Below are 13,378 nucleotides of genomic sequence, written 5' to 3' on the forward strand. Positions count from 1 at the left end.
CAGTGCTCGTCTATGCTACCCGGAGAGAAAACAGTTGTGAGCGGAGGTGCAAAATGAAAGCGGACGGAGCCAGCTCGATTGACCTCTTGCGGGCATTGAAGACGTTTACCGCGACGGTCGATCTGGCGAATTTCTCGGCCGCCGGCCGCCAGCTCGGGGTCACACCCGGCGCTGTGAGCAAACAGATCGGCATGCTCGAGGCGCTGGTCGGCTGCCGGCTGTTTCAGCGGACCACGCGGCACCTGTCGGTCACCGAGCAAGGGCGGCGGCTCTACGCGCAGGTGCGGCAGCCGACGCAGCAGATCGAGGACGCAATCACGACGTTGTCATCCGACGAAACGCAGTTGAGCGGACCCGTGAAGGTATCGTTGCCGATCGCATTCAGTCGCGCGGCGCTGCTGCCCGTGCTGGGCCGATTCAGAGAGCGCTTCCCCCAGATAGAGCTCGATCTGCGTTTCGATAATCGCCGCGTTGACCTGATTTTGGAGGGCTATGACTGCGCGATCGGTCAGCTCAAGGATACGGATTCGAGTGTGGTCGCGCGAACGCTCGCACCGTTGACGTTGATTCTCTGCGCGGCGCCGGCATACCTTGAACGGCATGGGGAGCCCTCGTCCGTCGAAGATCTGGAGCACCACGAGCTTATTTCGTTTCGTTCGCCGAATACCGGACGAATTCAGACATGGAAGTTTCAGGCGCGCACGAGCGAGATCGTGCTTCAGCCTCGCTCCCGGCTGGTCGTGACGGACACCGAGGCCTTGACCGAACTCGCCGTCGCGGGCTGTGGCATCGCCCTGTTGGGCGCACATCACGCGGCGCCGTTGATCGACGCCGGCAGACTGAAGCATGTACTGCCGGGATGCGCCGAGCGGCGCAGCGACATCTGCGTCTACTACCCCGCTCGCAGGCATCTGCCGCCACGCGTCACGGCATTTGTTGAATTTGTCGTGGCGGAAGTGCGGGAAAGCGAACCGGTGAAGCGCGCGATCGCGATCGGACGGCGGCAGCAGGCCACGCAGGCGGAAACACAGGCTCCCGGGTAGGCTGCCGGGCGACGGAACGGGAAGCGGCCCTTTCCCAATCGACAGCTGGTTCGCCGCCTTGAAATCTCCGATCAAGGTAGCAAGTCATCGCGCTTCGCGCGGGCACTTACCGGCCTCAACGGAACACTTCGGATTCACCCAGAATGGTCCGCAATTTTCTCTATTCGTTCTCGTCGAAGTAGTGAAGCGGCCTTGCCCAACAGGCCTCTGCCAACAAACCTGCGCCAAAACCTGCGCTGAGTTCCGTTGCGGTTCCTAGGCTAATTAGTGTTGCGTTTCACGACAGACGACCCGAAGGTGGCGGACCTGTCGCGGCATGACGGGGAGGCAGTCCCAAAGCAAAACACGTTCGGAGAAGATCCAACACCCACTCAATTGACAACAACCCGCCGCAAACCCAATGCTGGGCCTAATTCGGGTCCCATAGCGGCCGCCGATACCGTCAGCGATACCGGCATTCCCGCCCGGCACTCAACGGCCTTAGGTGGGCCGCATCGGAAAATCAGCTCCGCCCGCTTAAGAGAGATCGTCCAAGCCTTGCATCTCCAGATGACTTCGGAGGTCGATGCCGCCAGCGATACCGTCAGGTCACAGCTGCCTTGAGCCTGCCGGCGGCTGGTCGGCCAATGCGGACGCTCGCCGGTCAGGCGCCGTGTGGCTGCTGCATGTCCCTTTGCTGTCGTTGGCAACCAGGTGCCGGCGAATGTCGCCTTCCGGGGAATGCGAACGAGTCTTCACGACCCATCTCTGCCTCTCGACCCGGCCGGACCTCGACGGCGGCTGTCAGGATTCCGACAGCCATCCATGAGCTTGGAGCGTCCAGCAGGTTCTAAGATTTTTGCTGCTTGGCGAGCACGATTTCGGTGACACAACTATGATGATCTTGTACGGATCTCGATTCCGCTGCGATGCTGGAAGATCTCCAAATGGCGATTATGGGAGGCGCGATGATCGAGCAACTCAACGTTCAATTGGTGCAGCAGGCATACGATGCATTCAGCAAAGCCGATATCGAGGGCGTCCTGAAAACGCTCGCCGATAATGTCGACTGGTTCATACCTGGGCCCACTGAAATCATCCCATTCGCCGGCAGAAGGCACGGCCCTCAGGAGGTCGCGGAATTCTTCAGTGCGCTTGCTGCGACTCAGACTGCCGAACGATTCGAACCTCTCGATTTTATTGCCAGCGAAGACAAGGTGGTCGTGCTTGGGGTCCAGCGCTGGCGCGTAAATTCAACTGGCATTACGTATGAAGATGAGTGGGCTCACGTCTTCACAATCGAAAACGGAAGAGTCACAAAATTCAAGGAATACCACGACACGGCGCGTGAAGCGGCGGCCCATCGGCCATAGAGATCATTGGCCTACAAGGTTAGATCACGTATGGCAAATCTGGATGCCGAATTCGACCTAGTCCCGGCGATTTAGCGCAACGCGGAAGGCTGTCCATCTCCGCAACAAGAACGCGGATCAGGTATTGCCCGGCCCATAGCGAGGGGGCGTCACCGCAAAGCGGCGAACGGACCCCGACGCGTTAAGCGTCACGCCGGCACGGTAGCCACGAAGCTGCATCGGGCGGGATGACCCGCGCAGCGCGACGGCAGGGATACATCGCGAATACATCGGTGGTGCTTTGCGCGAAGCGCAATGCACGCCGGCAGGCAGCGCGGGAACGAATTACAACGTGCCGAACTTCCACCGCATTATCGTCTTTGAAACTCTCTTTCTCGTCGTTTTTGCTTTGGCAGAACTGGTCCTGAAGCGCCACGATTCATTGCCTGTTTCAACGATGTGGCAATGGTGGGTGTCCACGGCGGTCTTCATGTTGTCGTAGATGCCGCGACGCGGCACGCCGCCGAACGCGGCAAATGCGCGTGCGTGCGCATCGAACAACATCTCGTGACTCCGTGTGGGATATGCGATCAGCTAGAAGGCGCGGCTGGCGTTCAGTTTGACGTGGGCGACTTCGAGACGGCGCCGCAGACCGCCGATGAAGGCGTACTCACAGCTCCAGTCGAACTGGAACGCCTCGCCGGGCTCAAAGGCGAGCGGGACATAGGCCTTCTTGCGCGGCGCTTCGGCCTGCCGCTCGCGCCAGCGACGCACGAACGCGCTGACACGGCCATAGCTGCCGGCATAGCCCTGTTCACGGATTGCCTCGAACATGAAGCGCGCCGTGCGCCGGTCACGCTTCGGTCGATGACTGTCCGCCCGGAGCCAACCCGTCAGTTGCGCAGCCCAGTCATCGATGACACTGGGACTGGTGCGCTTCGGATACTTCAGATTCCCGTGGACTGCATAGAAACCGCTAGGTCCGAGACGACAGCAAGCACGGTCATTCCTGATCCGCCATCCCAATTTTGTGGCCACGCTTATTTCATCTATCGCGCGCAGCAACTCCTTTAACGCGAGTGGCTTCTTGAGACGTAGATCGCCAAGCCCGCGCTCGACTTGGACGACCGGATGGCGTTGCGTGCGGCGCTATTTCAGGGTCGAGCTAAAAAGGCGGCAAGCTCAATCGTCCGGCTGGCGCCGAACCGGCAACCACGTCCCCGCCGGACAACGGTGCCAATAGCCGCTCCACACGCGGCCGCGCCACCGCCAACGCAGTCCCGATCCCGCCCAGCAGCCCCACCCCGTACAAGGCTAGAAAGGCCGTATAGGACATCGCCGGGGCGATAAGGCGCGCCACGCCTACAAAAGACGCATAGAGCCACGACACCGAACTGATGGCCCCCAACAAGACGCATATCGTCGCCGCCCGACGTGGGCGACGCTGCGGTGTGGTCAGCATCGGAAACGCGACTCGATGCAGCAGCAAGCCGTTCGCCGTCAGCAGGCATACCACTGTCAGCTTTGCAGCCAGCTTCGGCTTGGAGACCAGCACAGCCATATGTAAGCCGGTGCCAAGCAGGATCATAGCGACGCCCGTTATCCAGAGCAGGCCGAGCAACCCTGCAATGGTACGTCCGGTGGCTTCCAGTCTGACGGCATCAATGCGCCGAGCCGTGAGCAGCGCCACGTCTTCCCGCAACACGCGCGCGATGGCGAAGGCGAAGACGAGGGTGTGGCTATATAACAAGAGCTGGCGAGCGGTGATGGTAAGCATGTTCATGACGGGCCTCACTTCCTTATGAGGGTTTCGCGGACCGACTCCTGGCCGGCGGTCGGTGAGCGTTTTTTCGAGGCGCGTGGCCTTCCAATTTCCGACCAGAGCCCACTGTGCCGACGGTTGCATTTAACGGCTTGCCGACTCGACCGTTCTAATCGTCAGTCCGGCTGGTGAGCGTCGCGGCTACTGCTCGACAAAGCTTCGGGAATCTGGCCAGCTGCTACTCCCCGCATGATCTTCCGGCAGTTCCGGGCGCTTCGTTGCGCAAACAACGAACGTCAACAGTTTTGCGAACTTGCTCACGGCAGGGTCTCTCATAGGGTCTTGTCATTTTTTGATAGTGCAAGGAAGATGATAGATGGGCCATATGTTTTTAGTACGCACGTTGGGAAAAAACCTGTTGTGTTGTTTGTGTTGTGTTGGAAAACGAACATAACGAGGATAAGTAAAAAACGGTTCTAGAGGTACGCAAAGAGGTTGTCCTCGCAATCTTTTTATTCAACAACAGCGTATCTGTCCCGCTGCTGCGTGTGCTGACCGATCGCGGCACGGAATACTGCGGCAATCCCGAGCATCACGAATATGAGCTGTATCTGGCCGTGGAGGATATCGATCACACTCGTACCAAGGCCAAGTCGCCGCAGACCAACGGGATCGTCGAACGGCTGCACAAAACCATGCTCAACGAGTTCTATCGTGTGGCCTTCCGAAAGAAGATCTACGAATCGATAGACGTGTTGCAGACTGATCTTGATGCGTGGCTCGACCAGTACAACAATGAACGTGAACATCAGGGACGATGGTGTTACGGCAAGACCCCGATGCGCCCCTTTCTCGATTCACTGCAACTCGCGAGGGAGAAACTCATTCCCATTGATCGCGTCTTCTCTATCGGCCCAGACTACCTGTCAGATCGAGTTCCAGCTAACACACTTCAGCTATGGGATTCGTGAAACAGGGGCAAGGTCACTTTCCGGCCCTGAACGCTCCCCAAGATCATTGGAAAGATACCCCGTGGAAAAGTGCTCATCGTCCACCACCCTCTGGACGTTCGTCGCTTCCGATTCGCAGACCGCGAAAAAAGTAACCTGCGGGCGCCTTTTTATCGCAAGAATAAGCCTATTTTCCGCCGTGCTCTAACCTCCGGCCCACTTCCTGCCGACATCCAGTAGTATCTCTTACCTGACGAGAGGCTCGAAAAGGTAATTACTACCGAATCACTATCGCTTATTCCCTTTTTGCGAATTCGCTCGCTGGCTGCGCAAAGGCAGGTCAAGTGAGGATCGCTCCGGTAATCGAAATCCCTCCGACAAGCAGTTCGATAGAAAACGCGGCGCCTTGATGAACGCCTGGGAGCCGTCGTCCGATCGTATTGCAGCGGTTTGATAAGCATACCGAATTAAAAGATGCAACCACTTTCTGGCGCACGTCAGACCCGTGTGACTCGAGTGCTTACCAACTGAATTTGGCCGGGTCTTCCGGCTGCGGATTATTTCTGTGATCAATCGACGACGATTTCTCGGCTGCCTGACGGCTGCTGCAAGCAGCTATGTACTGGTGGCGTGCGGTGGCGGGAGCAACAGCGACGCCACTGCGCCTGGCAGCAACAGCAGTGCGGCCAAGGCAAACGCCAGCGTATCCACCTCACCTAACGGCACGACAACCCCACCGGCAGCATCCATTGTCGACGCCTCCGGGATCGTGTGGACGACCTCCAACGGGTATATCTACAGGAACGGGACCAAAGACCCCTACTCGTACAACGTCACAATGCTGCTGTGGTACAACGGCAGCGTCTTCCAGCAGAACACGAGCGGGGATTACTATGTGTGGCTTGGGACGGGGTGGACAAACTCTGTCGATCCGCGCCTCATTGCGGCCAACGGTACGACTTCTGCCAACGGCACGACAACCCCGCCGGCGTCCGCCATTGTCGACGCCAGCGGCAGTGTTTGGATGACCGCCAACGGGTATATCTACAGGAACGGGACCAAAGACCCCTACTCGTACAATGTCGTGATGCTGCTGTGGTACAACGGCAGCGTCTACCAGCAGAACACGAGCGGAGATTTCTATCAGTGGATTGGGTCGGGATGGACACCGGCTTCCAATCCCTGCCTCGGGGGCACTTCGGCCAACGGCACGACAACCCCGCCTGCGGCGTCCATAGTCGACGCCAGCGGCATCGTGTGGATGACCTCCAACGGGTATATCTACAGGAACGGGATCAAAGACCCCTACTCGTACAACGTCGCGTTGCTGCTGTGGTACAACGGCAGCATCTACCAGCAGAACACGGGCGGGGATTTCTACAAATGGCTTGGGACGGGCTGGACACCCTCTGTCGATCCGCGCGTCGGGGGTAATATTTCGGCCAACGGCACGACAACCCCGCCGGCGACGTCCATTATCGACGCGTCCGGCATCGTGTGGACGACCTCCAACGGGTATATCTACAGGAACGGGACCAAAGACCCCTACTCGTACAACGTCACAATGCTGCTGTGGTACAACGGCAGCGTGTACCAGGAAAACACGAGCGGCAATTTCTATCAGTGGCTTGGGTCGGGATGGACGTCGTGTATCGATCCGCGCCTTGGCGGCACTTCGGCAGACGGCACGACGATTCCGTCCGCCGCCTACATCATCGACAAGTCCAGCAACATCTGGACGCTTTCGAACGGCTATATCTACAAGAACAAGGTCAAGGATCCGTCCTCCTCCAACGTGAGCCTGCTGTTGTGGTATGGCGGCATGATCTATCAGTCGGGGACGGGCGGGCAGTTCTCTGTCCTGACATGGAACGGCAACTGGTTACCGTGTACGGACCCGCGTATCGCCGCGGCGGCGACGCCGGGCGCGTTCTACGGCATCAACGGGCACTACGATTATACGTTTACGCCCGCGCAGGTCGTCGGCGCGCTGCGTGCGCTAGGATGCACGACGTATCGCGTCGGCGTTTTCAACACGCCGACCCAGATAAACGCGTTGGTAGCCCTGGCAAGCGCTTTCAAGTCCGCCGGACTGACGCTTTTCCCGCTCGTCGAATACGGGCTCCGTGACACAAACAACAACCTGTACACGAGTGAATCGGCGGCCTATCAGGCTTCATTCTCAGGGGCTGCGGCGATTGCCACGGCGCTGGCGCCGTATGGCGTCACGATGTACGAATGTGGCAATGAACTGACCCGCGACGGGGCGATCATCCTGAATTCGGCAACGGCCGGAACAGGCAGGGGCGACTTCAACAACGCGAACTGGCCGATCATGCGCGGCGCGATGCGCGGCATGATCGATGGCATCAAATCCGTGCAGCCGAACGCCAAGTGCGGTATCAACTTCTGCGTGGCGGATATCGCCGCCTCTGACATGCTATGGGATGGCTTGCAGCCGAATGGGACGAGCGGTTACCCGAAGGTTCGCTGGGACATCACGACGTGGCACAACTACCAGCCTTATGGCGATATCTTCGACGTAGGCTCGGACGGTGCCGGTCCAGGCTTCAACCTGCCAATCTACTGCAAGGCGCGCTATGGAGTGCCGTTCATCATCTCCGAATGGAACGCCGCCCCCGAAGATACCGAAGCGTTCCGCGCGACCTACGTCAGTCAGCAACTCGGCGAATTCTATGCGGCGCGCAAGACGTCTGCGGTTCAGTCGGTGATGTACTACGACTTGACGAGTGGTGACCAGACGTTCGGCATCGTCTCGAACAGTCTGGTACCGATCCAGCCGACTTACGGTGCGTTCCAGAGCTTCGTCGCAGCGAATCCTGACACCTGAGCCGATGCGGACGCCAGAGTCGGTATTCGCGATCGTCACGGCACTAGCATGTCTCGATATGCCGAATGTGCGTAAACGCTAGCGTTTTCACACCTGGCTTCTGCGTTTGAGAAGGTCCGCAATTGCATCGGCAGCGAACGCTTCGAACGCTGCGAACGCAAATCACGGCTGGGACGACCGGAGCTTTCTTGAGTCTGCGGGTGACACGCATTGGTGGCGGCAATCACGGTTTCGATTCCGCAAATGGCTCAATGAGACGGGATCGCTTCGGAGTTTGACAATGGGGGCTACACCGGAACCCGCTACTAATTTCCGGAACGTGCGGAAAAGCTGCGCGTCATCGTTCAACGTTTTTCTAGTTCTAGAGGTTTGATATGGGAAGTCTCAGCATCGGTCATTGGCTAATCGTTCTGGCCATTATTGCGCTTGTTTTCGGCACCAAGAAATTACGTACCGCCGGTTCCGACCTGGGCGGTGCCTTCAAAGCGTTCAAGGAAGGCATGGGTGGTGGGTCACCGTCGACCACTAATGGAGCCGCGGCCCAGCCGACGATTGATGTTCAGGCGAAGGATGTAATCGCGAAGTAACGGACCCGCCACATTAGCATCCAGAGCCACAGCCTCCGGTTTACAGAAATTCGCTCGTTTCTGCGGTGTGCTCGGTACAAGCCCCGATCTCGCCGATATCCTGCCAGGCGGCCGCGCCGAGATCGTCCCACTCAATGTGAACAATAACGAGCCTGCGGTGCCGGCTCCAAAGGCAGTTGATGGTTGAGAGTGTGAGTTCGGCGATGCAGGTAGCAGGTGTCCGGCCGCTCGATAGCTCCACCGTCGGCAATCCGCCACATTGCTGACCTAAAATCCAGCCCGCTCCAATGTCGGCTCTGGCCGACAACTGGGGTTGAGCACCATGCGGGTTTCGAAGTGGACGGGTCGTTCGAACGACCACCGCATGGCTCAGGCGAGCGGCAGAAAGTGGCCGGTTGTACGCATTCAACTCCCGTCATTGAAAGCCGCCGTTCCCTACGGCAGCGGCAGCTTTGTGGCGCCGTATCTGAATGGGTACAACCGGCCAATAGGCGACGGTCGTCGCCCTTCGGTCGGAGACCTTCAGGCGGCCGGAGGGCATTGGCAAGCGGTCATCAAACCGAGGCCGTTCATGGCGGTCCGCCTGAATGGGGTCACAGCCTTTCTTAATCGGCAAAGCGCTGTGAGCGATACGGGTCCAATAGATTCACAGCCACGCCGTCAAGCAATTCAGTCGCGATAAGCTGCGACAATCCGGCTGCCAGACTGATGCCCGCGTTCGTTGTGATCGAAAACACGCCGGGCAGGTCTTCAGAACGGCTCACGACGGGCAGTCCATCAGCGGGAATGACGCGACGCGTTTCGGTGACTTTCTCTACAACGGCGTCCTTTAAGCCGGGCAGCACGCGCGCGGCGACACGTACAAGCTCCTCGGGGTCGGGCGTGCTTGGATCGCCAACGGGCGAACCGGAGAAGTGCTTGGCGATGACCACACGACCGTCGATGCGCTGGATCGCGTGAACATGCGCGCCAAGAATGACCGAATCGAAAATCCGTGGCAACGGCGCGAGATGGACGACGCTCCCCGTGCTGTGGATGAGCGGTGCCTTAAGCCCCGTGCCTTCGACGAGTTCCGGGTTCGCGATGCCGCCCGCGAAGATGAGAATGTCGGCCTCGCGCTTGCCACTTCCGCTTTGGATCTCGTAACCGCCCGCCGTCTTGGTGAAGCCTTGATACGCGTCGTGCGGCGAATATTGCGCGCCTCGTGCGACCGCCGCATCGAGCATCATTGACGTCAGTTGCACAGGCGACATCATCCCTTCATCGGGCGTGTAGAAAATGTCCGTTTCGGCTCCCGGCTCAAACCCCGGCTCAATCTCGCGTGCCTCGGCCGCGGTGACGCGGTACGTCGGGCTGCCCCAGCGCAGGCGCCGGTCCAGTTCCGCCGCGAGTTCCCGTGCCTCCTCGGTGCCGGGCTCGGCGCTTTGAAAGCAGCCTGACCAGCGAATCGGCAGACCGTCGATTTCGCTTTGCAGGAAACGCCAGCGCAGGTGCGACAGGCGATGCAGATTGAAGTAATGCTGCGCGCCAACTTCGCCAAGCGAGTCCGCATTGCGGAACTTCGTCTGATTCGTTATCCACGCGAATGATCCAGAAGTGGCGCCTCTCGCGACTTCGTTCTTGTCGAGCACGGTGACGCGCGCGCCGCGTTTCGCGAAATCATAAGCGAGTGTGGTGCCGATGATGCCAGCGCCGATGACGATGACTTTAGGTGCCGAATTCATAGAGTGCCTCTTTGCATTGGTGCAAGAAGTGTTGCCAGGGTGAGATTCTTAAATCCGAGTTGCTGTGGCTGACCGGCGTCAGCGATGGCTACGCCGTCCTTTCCGCTCAGCTGCGAGCCTCTCTTCGCTGCAGAGAGTGTTCGCTGGCGCTCGCTGCCATGCTCGGAGCATTCGCCGCGCCGAGCGACACGTTACGGGTCTCGGGAGCCATGCGAACCGATACGAGCAGGCCAATCAGGCTGATCCCACCCGCGATAAGCAGACCAGTCGCGCTTCCAAAATGGACTAGCACGGTAGGAAGGAGGAACGTTCCTGCCGCGGCTCCGATGCGGCTTGCAGACATCGCGAGTCCCATACCGGTTGCACGAAGATCAGTCGGAAAAATCTCGTTCGGGTAGATGAATTGCAGCCCGGAGCCGGCAGCTTCGGCCACCGTGAAGAGAACGAACAAACCGATCGCAACCGTGGCAATGTTCGACATCGGCGTTGCCAGAAGAAAAAGCGCGAGCGTTGCAAGAACGAAAGAGACCAGACAAAGCGTGCGCCGACCGACGCGGTTGACGACGAACATGCCGATCGCAGTTCCGACGATGGCAAATGAAATGATCACGAGCGAGCCGGCGAGTGGCTGAGTGACGCCGAGCGATTTCAATAGCATCGGTTGAAACGTCTTGATTGCGAACGAAGGCGCAATCTGACACATCCAGAAGATCGAGCAAAACACCAGCATGCGCCCATAGCCTCGCGAAAGCAGTTCGCGGATTTTGGACAGCCCAAGGCCACGCCTGGAGGTGCTCACGCGCGTTTCAGCAACGAGTGCATCGAAGTCAACCTGTGGCCCAAGGTGCTGTGCCACGATGCTACGAGCCGCCTCTACGCGTCCTGCGGAAATCAACCAGCGCGGCGACTCGGGGATGTTCAGGCGCAGCAGCAGGAATATCGCCGAAGGGATCGCAGCGCTCGCAAGAATGTAGCGCCATACACCGCTATCACTACCGCTAACGATCAGACCCGTTGCAAGGCTTATGGTGTATCCAACCCAGAGCAAAAGCACGAGGCTCGCGAGCACCGGCCCGCGAAGCTTCCGAGGCAGAAATTCAGCTGCGAGCGCGGTCGCTATGGGATAGTCCGCGCCCAGCGCAACCCCCATGACGAAACGAAGGATGAACAACGTCGTCACGTCATGTACGAACAGGTGCGCGAGTGAGCAGATAACGAATACGGCGAGATTAAGCACATACATCTTCTGGCGGCCGAAGCGGTCCGTCATGGGTCCGAAAACCAGGCCGCCGGCAAACATGCCGATCAGGCTCGACGCGCCGATCAGACCGATCTGCAGCGCGTTCAGCGCGAGGTCCTTCGCAATGAACGGCAGCGCTACAACGATGATCCCTAGCAGATACCCGTCACAGAACGGTCCCCCTGCCGCCACGAGGGCTATCCTCTTATGAAAGCGGCTCGGAGGTAAATCTTCGATGCCGACGAGTGCCTTTCCCATATGTGCCTCCAAACGTTACCGAATCAAATGACGGGATTTGTTTTTCTATTCAGCTAGGCTAAGGTGGGGGCACAATATCGGTCAATGTCAGATTTTATTCACCAGATATCGAAGGATTCGATATGCTGTTCAGCGAGGAGATCAACACGTTCCTGGCGGTGGTCCGCTCGGGAAGTTTGCTTCAGGCGGCCGAGATCGTATCTACGACGCAATCGACAGTCTCGTATCGGATCCAGTCCCTCGAGCGCCGGATAGGACATCCGCTCCTCCTGCGCTCGCGGGGAACCAGGGGCATAACACTGACCTCCGAGGGTGAGCGTTTTCTCGACATTGCCGAGCGCTGGAAAATGCTTGAAATTGAGGCCGAGCAACTTCAGGCCGACCAGGTACGACATCTTGCTGTGGGTTCCGTAGACGCGGTCGCGATCAACGTCCTGCCTCCGTTTGTCGCTGCGCTCTGCGATGAGACACCGCCCGTGCGTCTGCACATGGAAAGCTCGCGCTACTTTCAACTCGCCAACCGGGTTGCATCTGGTCATTTGGACGTAGCCTTCACGCTGTCCCCATCCGAACACATCGATCTTGTTTCAAGGAAGGTCCGGGATTACGCGATGCTTGTGGTCTACGCTGGCTCGGGTAAGACCTCGTTGCCGGAAGCCCTCGACATTACCGACCTCGAACCGTCAAGAGAAATTTATCTGCCGTGGTCGCCTCAGTTCGACATGTGGCGCAGCCGCCGCGGATTGTCGCGGCACGTAAATTGGGTTGAGAAAGCACACATGCTCGCGCCGATGCTCAGAAATGCAGCGTGGGCCATCGTTCCCAGTTTTTTGACGACCCCATTGGCGAAGGAGACGGGCTGCACGATCCACCGGATCGCGCTAAGTCCGCCCGACCCACTTTCTCTTTTTATGATTTTGCGCAAACAGAGTAGCGACGCTACCGGACGTCAGCAACAACTTATCGAAATGGCTCTCGCCGCCCTCAAATGAATTGGCGCGGCAACAGCACGATGAACCGGCAAGGATCGTGATTGGCTTGGCTGTCTGGGATTCTTGACGGTGGACCAGAAACGCTGCGCTGGCCATTAGCATCAACGCCGCCCCTCCCGGCTCCGACGATCACTAAGCGAGCATGATGGACCAATGACCGTTTTGCCTTGCAAGCTGCCATGCGCCGTTGCTCGCTTTGAACGACCGGAGAGGGTCGATACTGTTGAAAAAGTCACTGCCCGTCCTTCGCGCTAGGTTTTTAGGGGTCTTCTTACCCTTGGCCGGTGTGCGCGAGCGGTCTGTGGGCCGATCTGAGAGGTCGATTCTCTCGCGGCGGGACTGATAAAACCACGCAGCGACTTTTTCAACAGTATCGGCCGAGAGCAGCCCGACGCGTCAGGAAATAGCAACACCGCGAGCCTGACGGCGAATTTCTCCGACATGCTGGCAAGCGTCGGATAGTCCGACTCGTTGAACAGCCCGATGATCAAGCATTTCGATGTCACTCGGCGCATACCGCGTATCTTATGTCGCATACCGTGTAATTGAAAGCGGAGCGCGGGAGGTATCATTTTGCCAATTCCGAACAGACCCAAAGGGCGCCCAAAGCATTCACGTCGCAGTGAGTAACCCCGCGTCA

The 13,378-nt window shown here is 58.7% G+C and carries 9 protein-coding genes and 2 pseudogenes; 6 read left to right on the plus strand and 5 right to left on the minus strand.

Going from position 1 to position 13,378, the window contains the following annotated elements; all coding sequences use genetic code 11:
- Positions 1–53 precede the first annotated feature (53 nt).
- Together AB3X96_RS23055 and AB3X96_RS23060 are read left to right on the plus strand one after the other, a co-directional pair.
- Positions 54–1,043, plus strand: a complete 990-nt coding sequence (locus AB3X96_RS23055) for a LysR family transcriptional regulator (RefSeq protein WP_368591542.1) — start codon at positions 54–56, stop codon at positions 1,041–1,043.
- A 947-nt stretch (positions 1,044–1,990) separates the two neighbouring features.
- Positions 1,991–2,395 (plus strand): nuclear transport factor 2 family protein, encoded by a 405-nt coding sequence (locus tag AB3X96_RS23060; RefSeq protein WP_176110364.1) that lies wholly within the window; start codon positions 1,991–1,993, stop codon positions 2,393–2,395.
- A 453-nt stretch (positions 2,396–2,848) separates the two neighbouring features.
- On the opposite strand, the pseudogene AB3X96_RS23065 reads toward AB3X96_RS23060, so the two are convergent.
- Together AB3X96_RS23065 and AB3X96_RS23070 are read right to left on the minus strand one after the other, a co-directional pair.
- A pseudogene (locus AB3X96_RS23065) lies at positions 2,849–3,259 on the minus strand (IS21 family transposase); the annotation flags it as partial.
- 280 nt (positions 3,260–3,539) lie between these two features.
- The gene (locus AB3X96_RS23070) at positions 3,540–4,157 is read right to left on the minus strand and encodes a hypothetical protein (RefSeq protein ID WP_368591543.1); all 618 of its coding nucleotides are present in this window, start codon (positions 4,155–4,157) and stop codon (positions 3,540–3,542) included.
- Between the two features lie 512 nt (positions 4,158–4,669).
- Between AB3X96_RS23070 and AB3X96_RS23075 the strand changes: the two are divergent.
- The 3 genes and pseudogenes from AB3X96_RS23075 to tatA all read left to right on the plus strand — a co-directional run.
- Positions 4,670–5,107 (plus strand): annotated as a pseudogene (locus AB3X96_RS23075) (integrase core domain-containing protein); the annotation flags it as partial.
- Positions 5,108–5,651: 544 nt separating this feature from the next.
- The gene (locus tag AB3X96_RS23080; RefSeq protein ID WP_368591544.1) at positions 5,652–7,937 is read left to right on the plus strand and encodes a hypothetical protein; all 2,286 of its coding nucleotides are present in this window, start codon (positions 5,652–5,654) and stop codon (positions 7,935–7,937) included.
- Positions 7,938–8,311: 374 nt separating this feature from the next.
- A complete protein-coding gene (gene tatA, locus AB3X96_RS23085; protein ID WP_176105829.1) occupies positions 8,312–8,524 on the plus strand; it encodes a Sec-independent protein translocase subunit TatA in 213 nt (70 codons plus the stop codon).
- Between the two features lie 40 nt (positions 8,525–8,564).
- Here tatA and AB3X96_RS23090 read toward each other — a convergent pair whose 3' ends face one another.
- From AB3X96_RS23090 to AB3X96_RS23100, 3 genes are all read right to left on the minus strand, one after another.
- Positions 8,565–8,933, minus strand: a complete 369-nt coding sequence (locus tag AB3X96_RS23090) for a hypothetical protein (RefSeq protein WP_368591545.1) — start codon at positions 8,931–8,933, stop codon at positions 8,565–8,567.
- 196 nt (positions 8,934–9,129) lie between these two features.
- On the minus strand, positions 9,130–10,248 hold the full coding sequence (locus AB3X96_RS23095; RefSeq protein WP_368591546.1) for an NAD(P)/FAD-dependent oxidoreductase: 1,119 nt from the start codon (positions 10,246–10,248) through the stop codon (positions 9,130–9,132).
- Between the two features lie 106 nt (positions 10,249–10,354).
- Entirely contained in the window at positions 10,355–11,746 is a 1,392-nt protein-coding gene (locus AB3X96_RS23100; protein ID WP_368591547.1) for an MFS transporter, read from the minus strand.
- Between the two features lie 122 nt (positions 11,747–11,868).
- On the opposite strand from AB3X96_RS23100, the gene AB3X96_RS23105 reads away from it, so the two are divergent.
- Complete coding sequence (locus AB3X96_RS23105; protein WP_368591548.1) at positions 11,869–12,738, plus strand: LysR family transcriptional regulator; 870 nt, start codon at positions 11,869–11,871, stop codon at positions 12,736–12,738.
- Positions 12,739–13,378: the final 640 nt, after the last annotated feature.

It is taken from the genome of Paraburkholderia sp. BR13439 (genome assembly GCF_040948805.1).
Classification (GTDB): domain Bacteria; phylum Pseudomonadota; class Gammaproteobacteria; order Burkholderiales; family Burkholderiaceae; genus Paraburkholderia; species Paraburkholderia youngii.